This is a genomic window from Embleya sp. NPDC025285 (genome assembly GCF_055558835.1).
The window spans coordinates 54,946-77,271 of record NZ_JBVHLU010000010.1 but is presented as its reverse complement, the minus strand read 5'-3'; the positions used below and the strand labels follow the sequence as shown (position 1 = coordinate 77,271).

General features: G+C 70.9%; 22 protein-coding genes. 4 read left to right on the top strand and 18 right to left on the bottom strand.

Annotation, left to right across the window (positions count from 1 at the left end; translation table 11 throughout):
- Positions 1-76: 76 nt before the first annotated feature.
- A complete protein-coding gene (locus tag ACZ4FV_RS09075; RefSeq protein WP_402236565.1) occupies positions 77-1,093 on the bottom strand; it encodes a LacI family DNA-binding transcriptional regulator in 1,017 nt (338 codons plus the stop codon).
- A 407-nt stretch (positions 1,094-1,500) separates the two neighbouring features.
- On the opposite strand from ACZ4FV_RS09075, the gene ACZ4FV_RS09070 reads away from it, so the two are divergent.
- Positions 1,501-2,853, top strand: coding sequence for an MFS transporter (locus ACZ4FV_RS09070; protein WP_395871881.1), 1,353 nt, complete (start codon positions 1,501-1,503; stop codon positions 2,851-2,853).
- Positions 2,854-2,983: 130 nt separating this feature from the next.
- Here ACZ4FV_RS09070 and ACZ4FV_RS09065 read toward each other — a convergent pair whose 3' ends face one another.
- On the bottom strand, positions 2,984-3,613 hold the full coding sequence (locus ACZ4FV_RS09065) for a TetR/AcrR family transcriptional regulator (RefSeq protein ID WP_465322256.1): 630 nt from the start codon (positions 3,611-3,613) through the stop codon (positions 2,984-2,986).
- A gap of 247 nt (positions 3,614-3,860) precedes the next feature.
- Between ACZ4FV_RS09065 and ACZ4FV_RS09060 the strand changes: the two genes are divergently transcribed.
- Complete coding sequence (locus tag ACZ4FV_RS09060; protein ID WP_395872090.1) at positions 3,861-5,402, top strand: MFS transporter; 1,542 nt, start codon at positions 3,861-3,863, stop codon at positions 5,400-5,402.
- A gap of 125 nt (positions 5,403-5,527) precedes the next feature.
- Entirely contained in the window at positions 5,528-6,019 is a 492-nt protein-coding gene (locus tag ACZ4FV_RS09055; protein ID WP_395871885.1) for a MarR family winged helix-turn-helix transcriptional regulator, read from the top strand.
- Positions 6,020-6,059: 40 nt separating this feature from the next.
- Here the strand turns inward: ACZ4FV_RS09055 and ACZ4FV_RS09050 are convergent, their stop codons facing one another.
- The 6 genes from ACZ4FV_RS09050 to ACZ4FV_RS09025 form a co-directional block, all read right to left on the bottom strand.
- A complete protein-coding gene (locus ACZ4FV_RS09050) occupies positions 6,060-6,812 on the bottom strand; it encodes a class I SAM-dependent methyltransferase (protein WP_395871887.1) in 753 nt (250 codons plus the stop codon).
- A 43-nt stretch (positions 6,813-6,855) separates the two neighbouring features.
- Complete coding sequence (locus tag ACZ4FV_RS09045; RefSeq protein ID WP_465322254.1) at positions 6,856-7,200, bottom strand: DUF202 domain-containing protein; 345 nt, start codon at positions 7,198-7,200, stop codon at positions 6,856-6,858.
- A complete protein-coding gene (locus tag ACZ4FV_RS09040; RefSeq protein ID WP_395871892.1) occupies positions 7,200-7,574 on the bottom strand; it encodes a YidH family protein in 375 nt (124 codons plus the stop codon). The genes ACZ4FV_RS09045 and ACZ4FV_RS09040 overlap by 1 nt, the downstream gene beginning before the upstream one ends.
- A gap of 150 nt (positions 7,575-7,724) precedes the next feature.
- Positions 7,725-8,153 carry a transcription antitermination factor NusB gene (gene nusB, locus ACZ4FV_RS09035; protein WP_395871894.1) on the bottom strand — a complete coding sequence of 143 codons (429 nt, stop codon included), beginning with the start codon at positions 8,151-8,153 and terminating at the stop codon, positions 7,725-7,727.
- The gene (gene efp, locus ACZ4FV_RS09030; protein ID WP_395871895.1) at positions 8,153-8,719 is read right to left on the bottom strand and encodes an elongation factor P; all 567 of its coding nucleotides are present in this window, start codon (positions 8,717-8,719) and stop codon (positions 8,153-8,155) included. The genes nusB and efp overlap by 1 nt, the downstream gene beginning before the upstream one ends.
- A 74-nt stretch (positions 8,720-8,793) precedes the next feature.
- On the bottom strand, positions 8,794-9,924 hold the full coding sequence (locus ACZ4FV_RS09025; protein ID WP_395871897.1) for an aminopeptidase P family protein: 1,131 nt from the start codon (positions 9,922-9,924) through the stop codon (positions 8,794-8,796).
- A 144-nt stretch (positions 9,925-10,068) separates the two neighbouring features.
- Between ACZ4FV_RS09025 and ACZ4FV_RS09020 the strand changes: the two genes are divergently transcribed.
- Entirely contained in the window at positions 10,069-12,072 is a 2,004-nt protein-coding gene (locus ACZ4FV_RS09020; RefSeq protein ID WP_402236575.1) for a trypsin-like peptidase domain-containing protein, read from the top strand.
- Positions 12,073-12,186: 114 nt separating this feature from the next.
- On the opposite strand, the gene aroQ is transcribed toward ACZ4FV_RS09020, so the two are convergent.
- The 10 genes from aroQ to ACZ4FV_RS08970 form a co-directional block, all read right to left on the bottom strand.
- Complete coding sequence (aroQ, locus tag ACZ4FV_RS09015; protein ID WP_402236577.1) at positions 12,187-12,630, bottom strand: type II 3-dehydroquinate dehydratase; 444 nt, start codon at positions 12,628-12,630, stop codon at positions 12,187-12,189.
- Positions 12,627-13,721, bottom strand: coding sequence for a 3-dehydroquinate synthase (aroB, locus tag ACZ4FV_RS09010; RefSeq protein ID WP_395871903.1), 1,095 nt, complete (start codon positions 13,719-13,721; stop codon positions 12,627-12,629). Before aroB ends, aroQ begins: the two co-directional genes overlap by 4 nt.
- On the bottom strand, positions 13,718-14,347 hold the full coding sequence (locus tag ACZ4FV_RS09005) for a shikimate kinase (protein WP_402236580.1): 630 nt from the start codon (positions 14,345-14,347) through the stop codon (positions 13,718-13,720). Before ACZ4FV_RS09005 ends, aroB begins: the two co-directional genes overlap by 4 nt.
- Before the next feature lie 4 nt (positions 14,348-14,351).
- Positions 14,352-15,536, bottom strand: coding sequence for a chorismate synthase (aroC, locus tag ACZ4FV_RS09000; protein WP_395871907.1), 1,185 nt, complete (start codon positions 15,534-15,536; stop codon positions 14,352-14,354).
- Positions 15,537-15,697: 161 nt separating this feature from the next.
- A complete protein-coding gene (locus ACZ4FV_RS08995; RefSeq protein ID WP_395871909.1) occupies positions 15,698-16,414 on the bottom strand; it encodes a prepilin peptidase in 717 nt (238 codons plus the stop codon).
- 249 nt (positions 16,415-16,663) lie between these two features.
- Positions 16,664-17,503 (bottom strand): shikimate dehydrogenase, encoded by an 840-nt coding sequence (locus ACZ4FV_RS08990; RefSeq protein WP_395871911.1) that lies wholly within the window; start codon positions 17,501-17,503, stop codon positions 16,664-16,666.
- A complete protein-coding gene (mltG, locus tag ACZ4FV_RS08985) occupies positions 17,500-18,669 on the bottom strand; it encodes an endolytic transglycosylase MltG (protein ID WP_395871913.1) in 1,170 nt (389 codons plus the stop codon). Before mltG ends, ACZ4FV_RS08990 begins: the two co-directional genes overlap by 4 nt.
- The gene (ruvX, locus tag ACZ4FV_RS08980; RefSeq protein WP_395871915.1) at positions 18,666-19,223 is read right to left on the bottom strand and encodes a Holliday junction resolvase RuvX; all 558 of its coding nucleotides are present in this window, start codon (positions 19,221-19,223) and stop codon (positions 18,666-18,668) included. Before ruvX ends, mltG begins: the two co-directional genes overlap by 4 nt.
- 74 nt (positions 19,224-19,297) lie before the next feature.
- Positions 19,298-21,967, bottom strand: a complete 2,670-nt coding sequence (gene alaS / locus ACZ4FV_RS08975) for an alanine--tRNA ligase (protein ID WP_395871917.1) — start codon at positions 21,965-21,967, stop codon at positions 19,298-19,300.
- The gene (locus ACZ4FV_RS08970) at positions 21,967-22,326 is read right to left on the bottom strand and encodes a DUF6167 family protein (RefSeq protein WP_395871919.1); all 360 of its coding nucleotides are present in this window, start codon (positions 22,324-22,326) and stop codon (positions 21,967-21,969) included. Before ACZ4FV_RS08970 ends, alaS begins: the two co-directional genes overlap by 1 nt.

The window sequence follows — 22,326 nt, the reverse complement described above, 5'->3', positions numbered from 1 at the left end:
GAGGCAGGCGGAAACGTCGAAGGGTCCCGAAGCCGATCGGCTTCGGGACCCTTCACCTTTTGTACGATCGCCGGCCTCAGCCGGATTCGCGGACCATCACGCGCGGGTGCACGACCATGCGACCACCCGGGCGGTAGTCACGGCCTCGGATCAATGTGGTGATCGCGTCCGAGGCGCCGGAGCCCATCGTTCGGGTGTGCATCGAGACGCTGGTCAACCTCGGCCAGACCAGGTCGCAGAACGGCAGGTCGTCCGCGCCGACCACGGCCATGTCGTCGGGCACCGACCAACCGCACTCGCGCAGCGCGGAGATGATCATCAGGGCGAAGTCGTCGTTGCCCGCGAACACCGCGGTCGGCGGCTCGCTCTCGCGCTGCCACTGCCGCACGATGGCCAGCACGTCCTCGCGGACGTAGCCCACGTCCACCCGGCGCAGCGAGACCCCTTCCTCCTCGGCCGCGGCCTGCGCGCCCGCCCAGCGCTCCTCGCCCAGGAAGGCGAGCGGCCCGGACGGGACCAGGCAGGCCAGCCGGCGGTGGCCCCGATCGATGAGGTGGCGCACCGCGACCCGGCCGGTGTCCCGGTTGTCGAAGATCGCGGTCGGCACGTCGGGGTGCTCCTCGCGGCCCCACGCGAAGATCGCCCGGACCCCGGCCCGCTTGAGCACGTCCACCGCGCCGCCGGTGAGCCGGTTGGACTCGGCCATCACCGCGAGCGGGCGCAGCGCGGCCCACTGCCGGGCCGCGTCGGCCCCGCGCGAGGTGCGGTCGGCGTGGATGAGCAGGCTCAGCTCGTGCCGGTTGAGCGCCTCGGTCAGCTCGTCGATGAACGCCTCGAGGAGTTGGCCCATCGGCTGCAGCGGCAGCGGGAAGAGCACGACGTCGCTGTTGCCCGAGCGCAACGATCGAGCGGGCGCGCTGGGCGCGTAGCCCAGTTCGCGCACCGCGAGCATGACCCGCTCCCGGGTCTGCGCGCTGACCCGGACCCCGGGCGGCGAGTTGAGCACGTAACTCACGGTGGATCTGGATACGCCGGCGAGCCGGGCCACGTCGGAACTGGTGGGCGGCTTCGCCCCCGCCTCCGGCGCGCTCATCCGTGACCCCCCGGGCGGCAAGTGACCGATTTCGTGCTCGTCATCTCGACGACACCCCCTACCGCACCCGCACGCGGGGCCGGCCCGCGCGCAACCGATGTCCACCGGATCACAGGGTCGCGATCCGTTACCGCTTGGTTAGCGGGGACAACCTTGGCCGTAATCGCTCGAATGCGCTACCGACACATGTCGGTCGTTACAAGATCACTCGCAGTGACGATTCGCTGCGGATTGCGCTCTGTTCAAGCCTTGAACAATCAAATCGTTATCTAGTCGGACTGATTTCACGTTGTGGATCCATTCCCCTGCTTATTCGTGTCACCTAGGCTCCCAACCCAACACCTCGTCAGCAGATTCGAGACCTCCGTGCAGGGAGGGTTTCGAGTCCCCTCCATCGGACGGTCCACATGAGTTCGACCACCACAGAGGCACCCGACTCGTCGTCCCCTGCGCCGGAGCCCACCCCCGGTGCCGGGCACACCGGGTACAAGATCGGGCCGCTCTACGCGACGCTGCCCATCGCCAACATCGCGCTGTACATGTTGTGGCTGGGTGTGGGGGTCTACCTGCTCCCGACCCAGGTCATCCACATCAAGGGCGTTCCCGATCAGGAAGCGCTCAAGTGGCCGATCTTCTGGGGCGCGCTGTTCGCCACGGTCGGCAACCCGCTGTTCGGCAAGCTGTCCGACATCACCCGCTCGCGCTTCGGCCGCCGGTCGCCGTTCATCCTGTTCTGCGCGCTCGTCGGCGCGGCCGCCCTGTGCTTCCAGGCCAACGCGAACTCGATCGCGGTCGTCGGCCTGACCTGGGGCGTCATCCAGTTCATCATGAACGGGTACCAGGCCGCGGTGACCGCGGTCATGCCCGACCGGGTGCCCGCGGGCAAGTACGGCCGGTTCTCCGCGATGATCGGCCTGGGCATCCCCGTCGGCACGATCGTGGCCTCGCTGCTGCTGGCCGGCGTCGACCTGAGCATGATCGGGATCGACGCCCAGATCGGCGGCTTCGACGGCAGGTTCGCCGATCCGGCGGACGGTGGGGCCAAGGGCTTCTACCTGATCGCCGCCGTGCTCGTGGCCGCCGCGCTGATCTTCGTGATCGTCAGCCCGGACAAGTCCTCCAAGGACATGCCGCGGGAGAAGTTCGAGTTCGTCTCGTTCGTCAAGGGCTTCTGGGTCTCGCCGCGCGAGCACGCCGACTTCTTCATCGCCCTGGTCTCGCGCCTGGGCGTGATGCTCGGCTACATGGTCGTCCTGCAGTTCAACTTCTTCATCCTGTTGATGTACATCAAGATTCCGCAGGCCGAGGTGCTGTCCAAACTGGGCACCCTCACCGTGATCAACGCCGTGGTGACCATCGTCGCGGCCGTCGTGATCGGCCCGATCGTGGACCGCGTCGGGCGGGTCAAGCCGTTCGTGATCGGCTCGGGTGTCGGTGCCGCGCTCTCCCTGATGATCCCGCTGATGTGGGCCACCGAGGACGGCATGATCGCCTTCCAGGTCGCCAACGGCTTGTTCTTCGGCATGTACATGGCCGTCGACATGGCGCTGATCACCCAGGTGCTCCCGCGTCCGCAGGACGTCGGCAAGGACATGGGCCTGATCAACATCGCCAACGCCGGGCCGCAGATCGCCGCGCCGTTCCTGGCCCCGTTCCTGGTCGACGACCTGGACTTCGGCTACGAGGGCCTGTTCGCGTTCGCCGCCGCGATATCCCTGCTCGGGGCGCTGTTGGCGCTGCTGGTCAAGCGCGTGCGGTAGGTGCGCGGGCGGCAGGCCCGCGCGCGGCCTCGCGCGCCGTATACGCCGACGGGGCGGACCGGATCACCGGTCCGCCCCGTCGGTATGTCGGCGCTCGTCACTCGCCGGTCGCGTCGGGTCGCCGCGCAGCTCACGCGCGCGGGATCTCGCCCGCCGTCCAGCGGCCGGTCAGCAGCGTGCCCATGTCGTCCCAGGCCTCGTCGATGACGCGGGCCAGGCGCGCGACGTCCAGCACCTCACCCTCGGTCCACTCGTCCATCGCCACCCGCATCACCGAGTGGTACAGGGTCACCAACAGCGCCGGACGCCGGTCCCGTTCCGGCTCCAGTCCCTCGCGCCGGGCGATCTCCCGGGCCATCCGCCGCTCCAGCTCCATCGCGTTGCGCAGCGACGCGGCCAGCAGTACGGGGGTGGCCTCGATCATCCGGCGCAGCCGCAGGAACTCCTGCCCCGCGCCCTCCTGTTCCTCCTCGGCGACCCGGGCGAACACCTCGGCGCCCGCGCGCCGCAGCGCGGTCAGCGGCGCCTCTTCCGCCGGGCGGGCGGTGAGCGCCTCCAGGAACAGTCCCTCGAACTCGATCGCCCGGGCCAGCGCCACCTCCTCCTTGCCCGCGAAGTAGCGGAAGAAGGTGCGCCGGGACACCTCCACGGCGGCCACGATCTCGTCGATCGTGGTGGCGTCGTACCCCTTGCGCAGGAACAACCCCAGCGCGGCGTCCACCAACGCCTCGCGCGTGCGTTCCTTCTTACGCTCCCGCAAGCCCGTCGCGGTGCCGGCCGTCTCCCGCACGTTGGGTGGTCCTCTCGTTCGCCTATGCACAGTATGACACTTGCCACTGTGTGCAATTTGAGTGATTTGGCTATATGGCACTGCGTGCCATATCGTTCGATGGTTCGATGCGGCGCTGGACACGGATGGATGTAGGGAACGCATGAGTCAGACTTCGACGGCGGCGGCTTCGGACGCGCTCCCGCCGGACCTCTCGAAGAGCGCCGTGCGCCGGGGCATGCAGGGACACCCCTGGCTGACCCTGCTGGCGGTCGCCTTCGGCGTGATGATGGTGGCCCTGGACGGCACCGTGGTCGGCATCGCGAACCCGGCCATCTCCAAGGACCTGGACGCCTCGCTCGCCGACCTGCAATGGGTCACCAACGGCTACCTGCTCGCGCTCGCGGTGTGCCTGATCCCGGCCGGCAAGCTCGGTGACCGCTACGGCCACAAGACGATCTTCCTGATCGGCGCGGCCGGCTTCGCCGCCACGTCGCTGATCATCGCGTTCTCGCAGTCGGTCTCGATGCTGATCGCGTTCCGGGTGCTCCAGGGCGTGTTCGGCGCGCTGCTCCAGCCCACCGCGCTGGGCCTGCTGCGCAACAGCTTCCCGGGCAACAAGCTCAACATGGCGATCGGCATCTGGGGCGCGGCGATCTCCACCGCGACCGCCGCCGGTCCGATCGTCGGCGGCCTGCTGGTGGAGCACGTCAGTTGGCAGTCGGTCTTCTACATCAACGTGCCGATCGGCGTGCTGACCCTGGTGGTGGGCATCTGGGCACTGGCCAACAGCCGGGTGGCCGGCGCGAGCAACCGGATCGACTACCTCGGTGTCCTGCTGCTGTCGGTGGCGATGTTCTGCCTGGTCTGGGGTGTGATCAAGAGCGGCGAGAAGGGCTGGGGCAGCGCGTACACGCTGGGCTTCATGGCCGCCGCGCTGATCCTGCTCGCGCTGTTCGCGCTGTGGCAGACCAGGGCGCCCGAGCCGCTGATGCCGCTGGTGATGTTTCGCAACCGGTCGTTCTCGATCGGCATCGTGCTGATGATCTTCATGGCGTTCGCGATGTTCGGCGCGATGTTCTTCATCACCTTCTACCTCCAGGGCGTCAACGGGCTCAGCCCGACGGAAACCGGCGTGCGGATGTTGCCGATGTCCGTGGTGATGATGATCGGCTCGCCGATCGGCGGCTTCGCGATCACCAAGCTCGGCCCGCGCATCCCGATCATCGCCGGCTTGGCGCTGTCCGCGACCGCGATGGCGCTGCTCGCCCGGCTGGGCGAGGACGCGAGCTTCGGCGCCACGATGGTGCCGTTCGTACTGCTCGGCTTCGGGCTCAGCCCGATCATGGTCGGCGCGACGGACATCATCGTCGGCAACGCCTCGCTCGAACTCTCCGGCGTCGCCTCCGGCATCCAACAGGCCGCGATGCAGGTCGGGGGCGCGCTCGGGACCGCCGTGCTCGGCGCGGTGGTGGCGGCCAAGGTCTCCTCGGTGCTGCCGGACCGTTGGCCGGCCGAGGCGGGTGCCTACGACACCCTGCCGCACGGCCGGCGCGAGGCGATCGAGGGGTCGGTCGCACAGGGCTTCCCGCCGGTGGACCCGGCGACCATGAACGGGCACACGATCGACGCGGTCCGCCACGCGTCGGACACCACGTTCCTGGACGGCATGCAGCTCGCCTTCACGATCGCCGCGATCACCATGGCGGTCGGAATCGTGCTCGCGCTGTTCGTCCGGCAGGGCGAAAAGCGCGAAGGCGCGGTCGCCGTACATGTGTAGGGCATGATCGACGGGGAGCATCATCCCCTGGCAATGGTCGTGGGCAAGACCGTCGCGCCGTCCCTGATCGACATCGGGGGCGGCGTTCCGGTTTGCCCGGCAAATTAGACAGGTATTCTTACCTCGTGCAGCAAGACACCTCCTCCGGGCCCGAACTGGTGACGTTGCTGGTCGGCGCCGTGCGCGGGATCAGCCAACTGTTCTCCGACCGCATGACGGCCGCGGGATTCGACGAGATCCGGCCCACGCACGGCTTCGCGCTGACCCTGGTCGGCGAGGGCGGCACCACCGCCACCGAGCTCGGGCGCCGGTTGGGCATGACCAAGCAGTCGGCCGGCGAGGTGGTCTCGCACCTGGCCCGACACGGATACGTCGAGCGCAAGCCCGACCCCGCCGACCGCCGCGCCCGCCGGATCACCCTCACCGAACGCGGGCGCGAGTGCCTGCGGGTGATCTGGGCCGAGCTGTCCTGGATCCAGGGCGCGTGGACCAAGGCGGTGGGCGACGACGGCGTCGAGGTGCTCAAGGAAGGTCTACGCGCGGGCATGCGCCAACTCGGCGCGTCCGGTGAACTGCCCGACAACCTGAGCCAGGCCTGGTGGTGGCGGGAGAACTAGTGCCGGGAGACCGCGGTGGGTGCCCGCCCGCGCCGTCGGTTCACAGTGGCGGCTCGAATTCCCGGCGGGGGGCGACGTAGGTGTCGGTGAGATAGGCGAGTTCCACCGGCTCCGCGTGCGCCCGGACGAATTCGCGCACCCGGGCCATGAGTTGCGCCTTCGGTGCGGCATCCATCGCGGCCACGTAGCTGAACGTCGAGAACCGCTCCAACACCTGATCGTGCGTCAGTTCGTCGCGCCACCGGAACACCCTGCGCTCGGCGGGCGCGAACGGCTCGGCGGCGGCCAACTCCGCGCGATAGTCGTGCAACTTGTGGAAGGGCCACTCGGCCACCTCGTGCAGACCCGCGACGAACGCCTCGCTCTCGTCCAACTCGTTCCACACCATCGCCAACGCCCCGCCGGGCCGCAACACGCGCGCGATCTCGCCCAGCGCGGCCTCGGGCTCGAACCAGTGGAACGCCTGGGCGACGGTGACCACGTCGAAGGCACCGGCCGGAGCCGGGATACGCTCCGCGCTGCCCGCGTACACCGGCACACCCTCGACCACCCGGGCGAACGTCTCGCGCATCGCCGCCGACGGCTCGACGGCGATCACCTTCGCGCCGCGCTCGACCAGCAGCCGGGTCAACTTGCCGGTACCGGCGGCCAGGTCGAGCACCCGGGTACCGGGCCCGATCCCGGCGCCGGCGCACAGGTGTTCCACCGCCTCGGCCGCGTAGGACGGCCGCGCCCGCTCGTATCGATCCGTGCCCTGGGCGAAGCCGCGCGTGCCGAGACCGTCGGTCGTCATGCCGCGCATTCTCGCCGGGCGTCCCCGGTCGGGACAAGGGTCCTCAGGGTCTGCCGAGCAGGACCACCCCGGCCAGCACGCACACCGACACCGCGGTCAGCAGCGTCGCGCGGACCGCCCGATCGCCGCACACGGCGTCGCCGGCCCGCACGGCCCGGTCCACCTGTCGGTGCCGCAGCAACCCCACCACGTACACGGTGAGACCGGCCGCCATCACCGCGCACCCGGGCAGCATGAACCACCAGCGATCCGGCACATGACCCGCGTGCACCAACAGCGCCCCGTTGGCGACGAACGCGAGCGACGTGCGCGACCAGGCCATCCTGGTCCGCTCCGGTTGCAGCCCCGGATCCAGGGGTGTGCCCGGCAGCGACGCGGGGCGCGACATCAGGAGGCGATCATGAGCACGACGCTCACCACGATCACGACCACCAGACCCGCCGAGAGCACCAGGGGCACCGCGGAGAACGGCAGCGCGTGCCCGAGCCGCATCGCCCGCTCGACCCGATACCAGCGCCGGTACGCGGTGGCCGACAGGGTCAGCGCCAGCGCGACCAGGGCCAGGCCGAGCACCAGCCGCTGTCCGCGCGGAGCCAGATCCGGAACCAACTGGACCACCGCGACGCCACCCGCGAGCAGCGAGAGAGCCGTCCGGATCCAGGCCAGGAAGGTCCGCTCGTTGGCGAGCGTGAAGCGGTAGTCGGGCTCGTCCCCGATCTCCCGCAGCCGGGAACCCTTGCGGTCGGATCTCATGATCTTCATTATCGGCATTCGATCATGATTCGATCGCCCGGGCCCCGGGGCCCGGGTCCGGAAAGCCGACGAGCCGGAGGCCCGGGTCCGGAAAGCCGACGAGCCGCCTCCCCCACACGGGGGCAGGCGGCTCGACCGGAGTCCCGGAAACGGGCGCGGCTAGCGCAGCAGCGTCGGCTTGAGGTCCTTTATCCGCGCGAGCAGGCCGTTCACGAAGGCCGGCGACTCGTCCGTGGAGTACTCCTTGGCGAGTTCGACGGCCTCGTCGATGGCCACGACGTCGGGGACGTCGCTCTCCCAGAGCAGCTCGTAGATGCCCAGGCGCAGGACGTTGCGGTCCACGCCGGGCATCCGGTCGAGCGTCCAGCCCACGGCGTAGGTGCCGATCAGGTCGTCGATCCGCTTGCGGTGCTCCTGGACGCCCTCGACCAACTGCATCGTGTAGTCCGCGACCTGGGGCTCCGCCCGGTCGGCCTGGAACCGGCCGACCCAGTCCGCGAGGATGGTCACCGGGTCGACGCCGCGCTGGTCGGCTTCGAACAGGATCTGCAGCGCGCGCTTCCGGGTCTTGCTGCGGGCACCGGCCACTAGCTGTTCACGCGGCCCAGGTAGTCACCGGAACGGGTGTCGACCTTGACCTTCTCGCCCGTCGTGATGAAGAGCGGAACCGCGATCTCGAAGCCGGTCTCCAGCTTCGCGGGCTTGGTGCCACCGGTGGACCGGTCGCCCTGGACACCCGGCTCGGTGTACTCGATGAGCAGCTCGACGGAGGCCGGCAGCTCCACGTAGAGCGCGGCGCCCTCGTAGATCGCGACGGTCGCCTCGAAGCCTTCGAGGAGGTAGTTGGCGGCGTCGCCGACGGTCTCGGGCGAGATCGGCAACTGCTCGTACGTGTCCGTGTCCATGAACACGAAGTCGGTGCCGTCCTTGTACGAGAACTGCATACCGCGCTTGTCCACGGTGGCCGTCTCGACCTTCGTGCCGGCGTTGAAGGTCTTGTCCACGACCTTGCCGGAGAGGACATGCTTGAGCTTCGTACGAACGAACGCGCCGCCCTTGCCGGGCTTGACGTGCTGGAACTCGACGACGGACCAGAGCTGGCCATTGTCGAGCTTGAGCACCATGCCGTTCTTCAGGTCGTTGGTCGTGGCCACGAGTGTGGTGTCTCCTGCGTGCTTCTGGGACCGGATGATCGCGCGTCGGACGGGGCGGGTGCGAAGACAGCCCGCTACAGGACGAGCAATTCCTTGGTCGTGATGGTGAGTAGCTCGGGGCCGCCGTCTTCGAGCGGACGAACCACAAGGGTGTCCTCGATGCGGACGCCGCCTCGGCCCGGGAGATAGATCCCCGGTTCGACGGTGACCGGCATGCAAGCGTCCAGCTTACCGGTCGCCGTCGGACCCAGACGCGGGTCCTCGTGGATCTCGAGACCGACGCCGTGCCCGAGGCCGTGTTCGAAGAACTCCAGGTATCCGGCCCGCTCGATCACCTCGCGCGCGGCCCGATCCACCGCGACCGCCTCGGCACCGGGCACCAGCGCCTCGCGGCCCGCCTTCTGGGCGGCGAACACCACGCCGTAGATCTCCTGCTGCCACGCGGCCGGCTCGGTGCCGATCACGAAGGTGCGGGTCATGTCGCCGTGGTAGCCGCGATAGCGGGCACCGAAGTCGATCTTGAGGAAGTCGCCGTCCTCGACCCGCCGGTCGCCGGGGTCGTGGTGTGGGATCGCCGAGTTCGGCCCGGTGGCCACGATGGTGGGAAACGCCACGGCGTCCGCGCCGTGGTCGGCCATGCGCCGCTCCAACTCCATCGCGATGTGCCGTTCGGTCCGCCCGACCAGGATCGACTCGATCATCTCGCCCAGCGCGCGGTCGCCGATCTCGCAGGCGATCCGCAGCGCGGCGATCTCCGCCGGATCCTTGACCCGACGCAGGTCCTCGACCACGCGGCCGAGCTTGACCAGCGCGGCGGCGGGGCTCTCCTCGGCGAGCACCGCGCCCAGCGCGCGGTACAGCTCGACCGTCACGTGCTGTTCCTCGATCGCCAGCCGGACCGCACCGCCCGCGGCGGCGCGCTTGGTCAGCGCCTGCGGGCAGGACCGCTCGACGAGCAGCTCGACGCCCGGCGACTCCTCGCCCGCCTGGGTCGCGTACCGGCTGTCGGTGCACAGCACGGCGCCCGAGTCGGTGGACCCCTCGCCCGCCGCTCCCGGTGTGTACACCAGCAGCGCGCCGTTCGAACCGGTGAAACCGGTCAGATAGCGCACATTGACGAGATTGGTGATCAGGGCGACATCTGCGCCGGCACCGGCCAGGCGGGAACGCAGCCGATCACGGCGTTGAGCATGGGCCTCGGGCATGGGACCAGCGTAGTCCCGCGAGGTGGGCGGAGCCCGGCGTGACTCGGCGAACTGCATCCTTCGTGCCGCGACCAGGGCAATCGTGTGAAGGCCGGACAGCGGCCGAGGTCGGGTCCTACGCTGCCAGCGAGGGGGTGTACTTCAGTGGAAATCAGCGGAAATGACGGACCTCGCGCCGCATCGGCGAACGAGCGGCTGGTCCGTCAGATCGAGGCCGCGGGTGCGCGGTACCGGGCGGCGGAGGCGGATCGCGGCGAGATCGAGCGCCGGCGCGCCGCGGGCAGTCGCTTCCCGGACGACGACGACCGGCTGCAACTGCGCGCGGCCCGGCTGGTCGAGCAGCACGAGGTGCCCGGGCAGGTGTTGCTGGCCACCTCGCCGGACGAGAGCGCACCGCGACTGGCCGAACGGATCATAGGAGTCACCAACGACCTCCAGAGCCTGAACTTCCTTGCCCGCGGGTTGCGGGCCGCCGCGTGCGTGGCGCGGATCTGGTACTCGACCGGCGGGCCGGTACGACCGCAGGCCACCGGCTTTCTGGTCGCGCCGAGCCTGCTGCTGACCAACCATCACGTGTTCCCGGACGCGGCCACCGCGCGCGGCGCGTTCGCCGAGTTCGGCGCGGAGATGGGTGTCGACAACGATTTGCCGGTGCACACCACGCGCTTCGCGCCGGACCCGGACACCCTGTTCCTGACCGACGAGGACCTCGACTTCTCCCTGGTCGCGATGCGTCCGGGCGGCGACGGTCGCCCGCCCGGGCGGATCTTCGGACACATCGGGCTGATCGCGGCCGAGGGCAAGCTGGTGGTGGGCGATCCGGTGAACGTGATCGGTCACCCGGCCGGGCGGCTCAAGGAGATCGCCATCCGGGCGAATCGGTTCACCCAGCGCCTGGACGACTTCCTCCACTACGAGACCGACACCGAACCGGGCAACTCCGGATCGCCGGTGTTCAACGACCAGTGGGAGGCGGTCGCGCTGCACCACAGCGGTGTGCCCGCGCACGACGACAGCGGCGCGGTGCTGAATCTGCAGGGATTGCCGTGGCGACCCGAGCAGGGGTTGGCGCAGATCGAGTGGGTCGCCAACGAGGGCGTGCGGATCAGCGTGATCCTGGCCCGGCTGGGCGCGCTGGCCACCAACGACGACGGCCTGCGGACACTGCTGGCCGAGTTGGGCGCCGGGTCGGGGCTGGGCACGACACCCGCGGCACGCACGGCAGTGCCCGCGCCGCGCTCACCGGTGGAGCCGGCGTCCGGTGCCGAGGCGGTCACCGTCTCGGGGGTGTCCGGGCGCCCGGGTGCGTTCGGCGGCCGGGTGCGGCTGGTGTTCCTGCACGGACGCAGTCAGCAGGGGCACGATCCGGCGGCGCTGCGGCGGAGTTGGGCGGCCGGGCTGAACAGCGGGCTGACCATGGCCGGACTGCCGACCGTGGATCCCGAGGACGTCTGGTTCCCCTTCTATGGTGATCGGCTCGTCGAGGTGATGGAGTCGACGGCGCCGATCGAGGCACCGCTGTCGCCGTCCGCACAGGGGTTGTACGACGAGCTGCTCGGCGAGGCCGCGCACCGGGCCGGGATGCCGGCGCCGGGCCGGACCGTGGTGACCGAGAGCATCTGGGACCACATGGTGGGCACGGTGCACGAGCCACTCGGCTGGATCGCCGCGCACACCGGGGTGGATCGGCTGGTCATCCGGGCCGCGTTCCGCGATGTCGCGGCGTACCTGGATCGCGACGACACGCGCGAGGCGGTGCTGGAGCGGGTGCTCGCGGGATTGCCCGCGTCCGGTCCGGTGGTGCTGGTCGCGCACAGCCTGGGCACGGTGGTGGCGATGGACCTGCTGACCCGGCTCGGGCCGGCGGTGCCGGTGGCCGGGTTGATCACGGCGGGCGCTCCGCTGGGGATGGACGCGGTGTACTCGCGGCTGCGGGTCGGCGGGGCACATCTGCCGTCGATCGCCGGGCCGTGGTTCAACACGTGGTGTCCGACGGATCCGGTCGCGATCGGGTGTCCGCTGGCCGACGACTGGAGCGGGCTGGCGGCGGAGTGCACGGTGGCCAATCCGCACGATCGTGCGCACGACATCGGCGCGTATCTGGCGCATCGGGAGGTGGCTACGGCGATCGGGCGACTGTTGGGATGAGCGGGACTCCCGCGGGCCGCGGTCGCGGGTACGACTCCGGGGTCGCGGGCTCGGGCTCGGGCCCGCGGGCTCGGGGATCACCTACGCGGGTGACCCCCGAGCCCGCAGGCGCCGTCAGTCCTCGAGTTCCTCGGCCAGCGCGCGCAGTGCCAGGCGGTACGAGCCGATGCCGAAGCCCGCGATCGTGCCGCTGGCGACGGCGGCCACCACGCTGGAGTGCCGGAAGCTCTCGCGCGCGTACGGGTTGGAGATGTGCACCTCGATGAACGGCGCGGTGCGCTGGGCGACCGCGTCGCGCAGACCGTACGAGTAGTGCGTGAACGCGCCCGGGTTCATCACCACCGGGATGCGGCCGTCGGCGGCCTCGTGCATCCAGCGGATGATCTCGCCCTCGTCGTTGGTCTCGCGGACCTCGACCGCGAAGCCGAGCTCACCGCCGAGCCGTTCGCACTCGGCGACCAGTCCCGGGTACGAGGTGGCCCCGTAGACGTCGGGCTCGCGGCTGCCCAGGCGGCCGAGGTTGGGACCGTTGAGCACGAGCACCCTGCGCGCGCTCACCCGGACACCTCGGCGTACGCGGCGACCAGGAAGGTCGGATCGGGCGCCTCCAGGACGACCGGCTTGGCCAGGCCGTCCAGCACGATGAAGCGCAGCATGTCGCCGCGCGACTTCTTGTCCACGCGCATGGTCTCCAGCAGCTTGGGCCATGCGTCGCCGCGGTAGGTCAGCGGCAGGCCGACCGAGGCGAGCACCGTGCGGTGCCGGTCGGCGGTGGCATCGTCGAGGCGACCGGCGAGTCGACCCAGCTCCGCCGCGTAGACCATGCCGACGCTGACCGCGGCGCCGTGCCGCCACTTGTAGCGCTCGGCCTTCTCGATCGCGTGCGCGAGGGTGTGGCCGTAGTTGAGGATCTCGCGTCGGCCGGCCTCCTTGAGGTCGCCGGAGACGACGTCGGCCTTGACCCGGATGGCGCGGGTGATCAGTTCGGCGGTGTCCTTGCCCCGCGGGTCGCGTGCGCCCTCGGGGTCGGCCTCGATCAGGTCCAGGATCACCGGGTCGGCGATGAAGCCGGCCTTGATCACCTCGGCGAGGCCGCTGACGTAGTCGTTGCGCGGCAGCGATTCCAGCGTGGCCAGGTCGGCGAGCACGCCGGCCGGCGGGTGGAACGCGCCGACCAGGTTCTTGCCCTCGGCGGTGTTGATCCCGGTCTTGCCGCCGACGGCCGCGTCGACCATGCCCAGCAGCGTGGTGGGCATCGCGATCCAGCGCACGCCGCGCAGCCAGGTGGCCGCGACGAAGCCCGCGAGGTCGGTGGTGGCACCGCCGCCGATGCCGACGATCACGTCCGAGCGGGTGAACCCGGTCTGACCGAGCACCGACCAGCAGTACGCCGCGACCGCGACGTCCTTGGCCTCCTCGGCGTTGGGCACCTGGATGGCGATCGCCTCGTAGCCCTGCGCGGCCAGGTCCTCGCGGACCGCCTCGCCGGTGGCGGCCAGCGCCTCCGGGTGCAGGATCGCCACGCGGCGGGCGGACGTGCCGATCAGGCCCGCGAGTTCGCCGAGCAGGCCGGCACCCACGAGCACGTCGTACGACTCCGAGGCGCCGCCGACGCGGATCCGGACCGGCTCGGAGGGGTTGCCGCTCATCGATTCACGTCTTTCTCAGGCTCGGTCTGCTCGGATGGGGTCGGCTCGGAAGGAGCCTGGTCGGGTGCGGTGGCGAAGGCGTCGCGGATCTCGGCGGCGACGTCCTCGGGGGTGCGTCCGGCGGTGTCCACCGTCAGCGCGGCGACCTCGAGGTACAGCGGTCGGCGCGCCTGCATCAGCTCGCGCCAGCGGGCCCTGGGATTGCCCACCAGGAGCGGGCGCGGCGCGTCCAGGCCGACCCGCTTGACCGCGTCCGCGAGGGCGACCTCGAGGAAGACCACCCGGTGTCCCTTGAGCAGAGCGCGGGTCGCGTCGTCCATGATCGCGCCGCCGCCCAGCGCGAGCACGCCGTCGTGCTCGGCCAACGCCGCGGCGACCGCCTCGTGTTCGAGCGTACGAAAGTGCGGCTCGCCCTCGTCGACGAAGATGTCCGGGATCGACTTGCCCGCGCGCGCCTCGACGTCCGCGTCGGTGTCGCGGAAGCCGACCCCGTGCGCCCGGGCGAGCAGCAGGCCCACCGTCGTCTTGCCCGCGCCGGGCGGCCCGACCAGGACCACCAGCGGGCCGGTGCCCGCCTCTTCGTCGACCGCGGCCTCGCTGTGCGCGGTGTCCCCGATGTCCGCCATGGCGCTACCGAATCTCCAGCGCGTCCAGGTAGCCCCGCACGTTGCGGGTGGTCTCGGCGACCGAGTCGCCGCCGAACTTCTCGGTGACCAGGTCGGCCAGGACGAGCGCGACCATCGCCTCGGCCACGATGCCGGAGGCCGGCACGGCCGCGACGTCGGAGCGCTGGTGGTGGGCCTGCGCGGGCTCGCCGGTGCGCACGTCGAAGGTGGACAGCGCGCGCGGCACGGTGGCGATCGGCTTCATCGCCGCACGCACGCGCAGCACCTCGCCGGTGGACATGCCGCCCTCGACGCCGCCGGCGCGGTGCGACGTGCGCTTGGCGCCGTCGGGGGTGTTGACGATCTCGTCGTGGGCCCGCGAGCCCCGTGTCCGGGCCAGCTCGAAGCCGTCGCCGAGCTCGACACCCTTGATCGCCTGGATACCCATCAGCGCACCCGCGAGCCGCGAGTCGAGCCGGCGGTCCCAGTGCACGTGGCTGCCCAGGCCCGGCGGCAGGCCGTAGGCGAGCACCTCGACCACACCGCCGAGGGTGTCGCCGGCCTTCTGCGCGTCGTCCACCTCGGCGACCATCGCGGCCGACGCGTCCGGGTCGAAGCAGCGGACCGGGTCGGCGTCCAGGCGCGCGGTGTCGTCGGGGCCGGGCAGCATGCCGGCGGGCGCCTTGGCCGCGCCGAACTCGACCACGTGGCTGACGATGCGAACGCCCGCCACCTGCTCCAGGAACGACTTGGCGACCGCGCCGAGCGCGACCCGGGCCGCGGTCTCGCGGGCGCTGGCCCGCTCCAGGATCGGCCGCGCCTCGTCGAAGCCGTACTTCTGCATTCCGGCCAGGTCGGCGTGGCCGGGCCGCGGGCGGGTCAGCGCCGCGTTGCGGGCCTGCGCGGCGAGCACCTCGGGGTCCACGGGGTCGGCCGACATGACCGTCTCCCACTTGGGCCACTCGGTGTTGCCGACCATGATCGCGACCGGGCCGCCCTGGGTGAGCCCGTGCCGGACGCCGCCGAGGAAGGTGACCTCGTCCCGCTCGAACTTCATCCGCGCGCCACGCCCGTAGCCCAGCCGGCGGCGCGCCAGCGCGTCCGCGACCAGTTCGGTCGTGATGGGCACGCCGGCGGGCAGCCCTTCCAGGGTGGCCACGAGTGCCGGGCCGTGCGACTCCCCGGCGGTCAGCCAGCGTAGGTTGCCCACGAATGCTCCTTCTTGCGCTTGCCGCGTATCACGTCCGGGGAACGGCGCGGAGGCCGTCCACGATTCGCCCGGCGGATGTCCACCCGAATCCTTTCATGCCGGCGGCGGGCTCCCCGCGCCGCGTCCAGGTGTCGGACAGCGCCGCACCGGCCTCCGTCGTCTCACCAGGCGAGATGCAGTCGGGACAACTCCGCGCCGCACAACACCCCGCCGAGCGCGCCGAGCAGCAGCCACGGCCCGAACGGCAGCCGGCTGCCCCGACGGGCCCGGCCCACCGAGACGAGCAGCCCGGCGGTGAGCCCGGCCAGCAGGAACGCCAGGAACGCGCCGGTGACCAGCACGCCCCAGCCCAGCCAGGTCAGGTGTATGCCGAGCACACCGGCGAGCTTGACGTCGCCCATGCCCAGACTGCCCCGGGAGAGCGCGGCCAGGCACAGGTGGTAGCCGGCCAGGGTGAGGCCGCCGAGCAGGGCCCGTCGGTACGCGGTGAAGTCGCCCAGCGCGAGCGACTCCATGCCCAGCAGGGTCAGCCCGGTCGCGAGCGTCACCAGCAGTACCGGATCGGGCAGCCGCAACGTGCGCACGTCCACGATGGCCAGGGTCACGCCCGCGACGGCGAGCACCAGGAACGCGAGCAGGTCCAGGCCCGGCCCGAGCCGCCAGGCCAGCAGCGCGCACACCAGGCCGGTCAGCGCGGCGACCGGCAGGGGCCCGTAGCGCCCGGTGGCGGCCACCACCGGACCGGCGACGGGGCCGGCGACCGGAGAGCGCGGCCCGGGGCCGGTGCCCTGGGCGAGCAGGAGGTGGATGGGACGGGGCAACCCGAGGCCGGCGACGAAGCCGAGCAGCGCACACGCGAGAGTGAGAACGGGGAACACGCCTGTGACGATACGCAGGATCCCTCGGCGGTCACGTTCCGTCGTCCCCAGCGCCGATCCGATGATCGCAGGAACACCGGATGCGGTACCGCGGCAGGCGGTACCGCAGTCGGGCAGGCACGCGAAACGCGCGCATGTGGGAATCCGGCAGGGCGAACACGCCCCCGTGGGCCTCCGGCGGGGCGAACCCGGCCGGTGAACCCCGAGCTCAGCCCTTCGTGCTCGGCCCGCCCCGTCGGCCCCGCCCCGTCAGAACCGCCCCGTCAGCGCCGCCTCGCCCGCCGCGCGCATCACGGCCAACGGCCCCGGTCGGCCCGTCATCAACTCGACCTGGAGCACCGCCTGATGCACGAGCAGGTCCAGTCCGCCCACCACCGGTCCGCCCGCGTGGCCCCACGCGCCCGCGAGCGCGGTGGGCCACGGGTCGTAGACGACGTCGAAGAGCACCCCGGGCCCGGCGGGCACCTCGGTCGCGAGATGGTCGACCGCGCCCTTGGGTGTGGTCGCCACCACCAGCGGCGCGCGCAACGCCTCGGCCGCGTCCGCCCAGGGGCGCACCTCGACCGCGACGCCGAGTCGCTCGCCCGCCGCGCGCATCTCGCGGGCCCGCTCCTCGCCGCGCACGTACACCCGCACCGGCCCGTCGGTGACCTCGCGCACCGCGGCCAGCGCCGAGGTCGCGGTGGCGCCCGCGCCGAGCACGGCCGCCGACTCGACCCGGCGCACGCCGCGTTCGCGCAGCGCCGCGACCAGGCCCGGCACGTCGGTGTTCTCCCCCACGCGCCGGCCGTCCGCGGTGCACACCACCGTGTTCACCGCGTCCACGTCGCGCGCGACCTGCCCGATCTCGTCGAGCAGCGGTCGGATCGCCCGCTTGAGCGGCATGGTCAGCGACAGTCCGGCCCAGGACGCGTCGAGGTCGCCGACGAAGCCCGGCAGGGCCGCCTCGTCGATCTCGAACGCGTCGTAGGACCAGTGGGTCAGGCCCAGTTCGGCGTACGCGGCCCGGTGCAGGACCGGGGACAGCGAGTGCCGGATGGGCGCGCCGAGCACGGCGGCTCGGCGCGGGAGCGACGTCGACTCGGTCACGGGCTCGTACTCGGGGTCGGGTGATCCTTTATCCACTTGGCCAACTCGGCCTTGTAGGTCTGGAAGTCGGCGTCGTTGTCGGTGAACTTCGTGGTGCCGACGATCGGGTCGACGGTGACGAAGTAGAGGAACTTGCCCGCGGGCGGCGCCACCGCCGCGTCGAGCGCGGCCTTGCTCGGGCTGCCGATCGGTCCCGGCGGCAGGCCCTTCCTGACCCGGGTGTTGTACGGGTTGCTCGCGTCGTTGAGTTCCTTGTTGGTGAGCTGGATGTTGCTCTTGTTGAGGTAGTAGTTGACCGTCGAGTCCAGCCCCAGCGTCATGTTCTTGGCGAGCCGGTTGTAGATGACCTGGGCGACCTTGCCCTTGTCGTCGGTGGTCTTGCCCTCGGCCTCGACCATGCTGGCGATGATGATCATGTCGTAGGGCGACCTGCCCATCGCCTGCGCCTTGGCCGGCAGGCCGAGCTTGTCGTACTCCTTGACCGCCTTGGCGACCATGTCCTTGAGCACCACGAGCGGGTCCATGCCGGGTGCCGCGACGTAGGACGCGGGGTACAGGAAGCCCTCGATGTTGCCCTTGGCGTACTCGGGCAGTCCGAGCGAGGGATCCTTCGCGGCGGCCTCGACCTTCTCCTTCGGCACCTTGAGCGTCTTGGCCAGCGATTCGTAGACCTGCGTGGCGCGAATGCCGGGCCTGAGGATGTAGTCCTGCTTGTTCTTCGGGTTGACCAGGATCTCGAAGGCGGCCTTGGCGGACATGTGCTTGGCCATCGTGTACGCGCCGGGCTGGATCTTGGACGCGCGCTGGTCCTTGTCCTCGCGGGCGACCTTGGTGAACGCCTCGACGCTCTTGGTCACCCCGACCTTCTTGAGTTCGTTGGCCATCTGCGGGGTGGCCCAGCCCTGCTTGATCTCCACCACGAGCGAACCCGAGCCGCTGCCGCTGTAGTCCGGGGGCGGGCCGAAACGGTCCTTCAGGAAACCGTAGGCCCAGTAGCCACCGCCGCCGATCACGGCGAGGACGATCACCAGCGCCAGGGAGACCGCACACCCACTGCGGTTCTTCTTCTTGCGGCCCCGGCCGCGCCGGCCGCCCCGCGAGTTGTCGTCCTTGCCCCGTCGCCGGCTGCGCGGCTCCGACTCCATGCGCAGTCCGAGATCGCTCATGCCGTGGGCCTTTCAGAGTCGGAGACGGACCCGGCCGGGGCAGGTGACACGGCCAGGCCCGGAGGACGTCCGGAACCACGCTCGGTGTCGAGCGCGTTTTGCAGGATCACGATCGCGGCCGCCTGGTCGACGACACCGCGGGCTTTCTTCGCCTTGACGCCGGACGCCTGGAGGCCGCGCGTCGCGGTGACGGTGGTCAGTCGTTCGTCGACCAGGCGCACCCCGATCGCCGGGTCGAGCGCGGCGACCAGACGATCGGCGAAGGACCGCGCCTTGGCCGCGGCGGCGCCCTCCGCGCCGGACAACGAGCGCGGCAGCCCGACCACGACCTCGATCGCCTCGTACTCGGCGACGATCTCCAGGATTCGGGCGACGTCCCGCTTGCCGGCGGGCACGGTCTCCACGGGAGTGGCGATCAACCCGTGCGGGTCGCTGGCCGCGACGCCGATCCGAACGTCTCCCACGTCGACCGCAATTCGTACTCCGCGTCTCAAGGTCGGCTCTCCGTCACAAGGCTCTGCGTCATTGACCGTCGGGGCTCGACGCCCCGTCATACAAGTCCCCCGGCGGTGCGGGAGTCCGGTTCCAGACTTCCACACCCACCGGGGGAACGAGGGTAAGGGACGACTCAGGATGTACGTTCGGCGACTGTCCGGGTGACTGCGGCCAGCGCGTCGGCCACCTTGGTCGGGTCCGAACCGCCGCCCTGGGCCACGTCGTCCTTGCCGCCACCGCCGCCGCCGAGGGTCTGCGCCGCGACGCGGACCAGCTCGCCGGCCTTGACGCCACGCTCGCGCGCGGCCTCGTTGGCGGCCACCACGACCATCGGCTTGCCGCCCACGACCGACACGACCGCGACCGCGGCCGGGCGCGCCGCGAGCCGGCCGCGCACGTCCAGCGCGAGCTTGCGCAGGTCGTCGGGCGTGGTCCCGTCCGCCAGTTGCGCGGTGGCCAGCGCCACGCCGTGCACGTCCTGGGCGCTCTCGACCAGACCCGCGGCCGCCTGGAGTACCTGGGCGCCGCGCAGCGCCGCGATCTCCTTCTCCGCGTCGCGCAGCTTGGCCATGATCGACGCGACCCGCTCGGGCAGGTCCTCGGGGCGGCCCTTCACCACGTCGGTGAGCTGGTTGACGATGGTGTGCTCGCGCGCCAGGAAGTTGTACGCGTCGGTGCCCACCAGCGCCTCGACGCGACGCACGCCGGCGCCGATCGAGGACTCGCCGAGCAGCTTGACCAGACCCAGTTGCGCGGTGTTGTGCACGTGCGTGCCGCCGCACAGTTCCTTGGAGTAGTCCCCCATGGTGACCACGCGGACCCGGTCGCCGTACTTCTCGCCGAACATCATCACGGCGCCCTGCTTCTTCGCCTCGTCCATCGACATCACCTCGGCGGTGACGTCCAGGTCGCGCGCGAGCACCTCGTTGATCTTCTGCTCGACGTCGGTGAGCACGCTGCCCGGCACCGCGCCGGGCGCGCCGAAGTCGAAGCGGAAGCGGCCGGGCGCGTTCTCCGAGCCGGCCTGCGCGGCGGTGGGGCCGAGCGCGTCGCGCAGCGCCTGGTGGGTCAGGTGCGTCGCGCTGTGCGCGCGGGCGATCGCGTTGCGCCGGCCGGTGTCGATCTGGGCCAACGCCTGGGCGCCGACCAGGACCTCGCCGACCTGGACCCGGCCGCGGTGCACGGTGACACCGGCCACCGGGGTCTGCACGTCGCGGACCTCGACCACGGCGCCGGTGTCCAGCCGGATCCGGCCGGTGTCGGCGAGTTGGCCGCCGCCCTCGGCGTAGAAGGGGGTGCGGTCGAGCACGACCTCGACCTCGTCGCCCTCGTGCGCGGCGGGCGCGGGCACGCCGTCCACGAGCAGGCCGACCACGGTCGCCTCGTCCGAGGTGTCCTGGTAGCCGGTGAACTCGGTGCCGCCGGCCGCGTCCGCGACCTCGCGGTAGACGGACAGGTCGGCCAGGCCCTGCTTGCGCGCCTGGGCGTCCTTCTTGGCCCGCTGCCGCTGCTCGTTCATCAGCCGACGGAAACCGTCCTCGTCGACCGCCAGGCCCTGTTCGGCGGCGATCTCCAGGGTCAGGTCGATCGGGAAGCCTTCGGTGTCGTGCAGCAGGAAGGCCACCTCGCCGGGAAGCACCGTCGAGCCGGAGCTCTTCGCCTTGACGATCGACTCGTCCAGGAGCGCGGTGCCCTCGTGCAGGCGGGCCAGGAAGCGCTTCTCCTCGGCCACCGAGACGGCGTCGATGCGCTCGGCTTCCTCGAGCAGGTTCGGGTACTGCGGAGCCATCGCCTTGATCGTGGTCTCGACCAGGTCGTGCAGCGTCTCGCCCTGCGCGCCGAGCAGGCGCATGTTGCGGATCGCCCGGCGCATCATCCGGCGCAGCACGTAGCCGCGACCCTCGTTGCCGGGCACCACGCCGTCACCGATCAGCATCACGGCGGTGCGCACGTGGTCGGCCACCACGCGCAGCGACACGTCGTTCCGGTGGTCGTCGCCGTAGGTCTTGCCCGCGAGTTCGGCGGCGCGGTCCAGGATCATCCGCGACGTGTCGATCTCGTACAGGTTGTCGACGCCCTGCAGGATGCACGCGAGGCGCTCCAGGCCGAGCCCGGTGTCGATGTTCTTCGCGGGCAGCTCGCCGAGGATCGGGTAATCGTCCTTGCCGGTGCCCGGGCCGCGCTCGTACTGCATGAAGACCAGGTTCCAGATCTCCAGGTAGCGCTCGCCGTTGACCGCCGGCCCGCCCTCCTCGCCGTAGGCGGGGCCGCGGTCGTAGTTGATCTCCGAGCACGGGCCGCACGGACCCGGAACGCCCATGGACCAGAAGTTCTCCGACTTGCCCAGGCGCTGGATGCGCTCGGCGGGCACGCCGATCACCTCCCGCCAGATCCGCTCGGCCTCGTCGTCGTCGAGGTAGACGGTGATCCACAACTTCTCCGGGTCCAGCCCGTAGCCGCCGTCCTCGACCGAGTTGGTGAGCAACTCCCAGGCGAGCGCGATCGCGCCTTCCTTGAAGTAGTCGCCGAACGAGAAGTTGCCGCACATCTGGAAGAACGACCCGTGCCGGGTGGTCTTGCCGACCTCTTCGATGTCGAGGGTGCGTACGCACTTCTGCACGCTGGTGGCGCGCTTGAAGCTCGGCTTGACCTCGCCGAGGAAGTACGGCTTGAACGGCACCATGCCGGCGTTCACCAGGAGCAGCGTGGGGTCGTCCGCGACCAGCGAGGCCGAGGGAACGACGGTGTGTCCGCGCTCTTCGAAAAAGCGCAGCCAGCGCTTCCGGATCTCTGCCGATTCCATCAGCTGCCGTCCCTTCGGTCGTACCTTGCTTTGCCTTCGTACAGCTCACGCGGGTCGTAGAGGTCACGCCCGTCGTGCCAATCGTCGTGCGAGTCGCGCGTGCCGGGCAGCGCGCGCCGCACCGGGGCGGGCGGCAGCGACGCGGCGGCCACGTCCGCGCCGATGGCGCGGTACAGCTCCTGCTCGCGTTCGGCCATTCCCGCCCGGATCTCGTCCGCGAAGTACTTGATCGCTTCGCCGATGCCGGTGACATTGTCGGCGACGCCCTCGGGCGTGTACTTGTACGCCTTGTCCTTGACCTTGCGCGCGGCCCAGACGCCGGCGCCGGCGCCGACCGCGATCCAGAACAGTCTCGCCAT

Bases quoted from the DNA above. Each gene is read 5' to 3' on its own strand.
- ACZ4FV_RS09075 (WP_402236565.1), bottom strand. From the start codon at position 1,093: ATGAGCGCGCCGGAGGCGGGGGCGAAGCCGCCCACCAGTTCCGACGTG.
- ACZ4FV_RS09070 (WP_395871881.1), top strand. From the start codon at position 1,501: ATGAGTTCGACCACCACAGAGGCACCCGACTCGTCGTCCCCTGCGCCG.
- ACZ4FV_RS09060 (WP_395872090.1), top strand. From the start codon at position 3,861: ATGCAGGGACACCCCTGGCTGACCCTGCTGGCGGTCGCCTTCGGCGTG.
- ACZ4FV_RS09050 (WP_395871887.1), bottom strand. From the start codon at position 6,812: ATGACGACCGACGGTCTCGGCACGCGCGGCTTCGCCCAGGGCACGGAT.
- ACZ4FV_RS09045 (WP_465322254.1), bottom strand. From the start codon at position 7,200: ATGTCGCGCCCCGCGTCGCTGCCGGGCACACCCCTGGATCCGGGGCTG.
- ACZ4FV_RS09040 (WP_395871892.1), bottom strand. From the start codon at position 7,574: ATGAAGATCATGAGATCCGACCGCAAGGGTTCCCGGCTGCGGGAGATC.
- ACZ4FV_RS09025 (WP_395871897.1), bottom strand. From the start codon at position 9,924: ATGCCCGAGGCCCATGCTCAACGCCGTGATCGGCTGCGTTCCCGCCTG.
- aroB (WP_395871903.1), bottom strand. From the start codon at position 13,721: ATGAGCGGCAACCCCTCCGAGCCGGTCCGGATCCGCGTCGGCGGCGCC.
- ACZ4FV_RS09005 (WP_402236580.1), bottom strand. From the start codon at position 14,347: ATGGCGGACATCGGGGACACCGCGCACAGCGAGGCCGCGGTCGACGAA.
- mltG (WP_395871913.1), bottom strand. From the start codon at position 18,669: ATGAGCGATCTCGGACTGCGCATGGAGTCGGAGCCGCGCAGCCGGCGA.
- ruvX (WP_395871915.1), bottom strand. From the start codon at position 19,223: ATGACGGGGCGTCGAGCCCCGACGGTCAATGACGCAGAGCCTTGTGAC.
- alaS (WP_395871917.1), bottom strand. From the start codon at position 21,967: ATGGAATCGGCAGAGATCCGGAAGCGCTGGCTGCGCTTTTTCGAAGAG.
- ACZ4FV_RS08970 (WP_395871919.1), bottom strand. From the start codon at position 22,326: ATGGCGAGACTGTTCTGGATCGCGGTCGGCGCCGGCGCCGGCGTCTGG.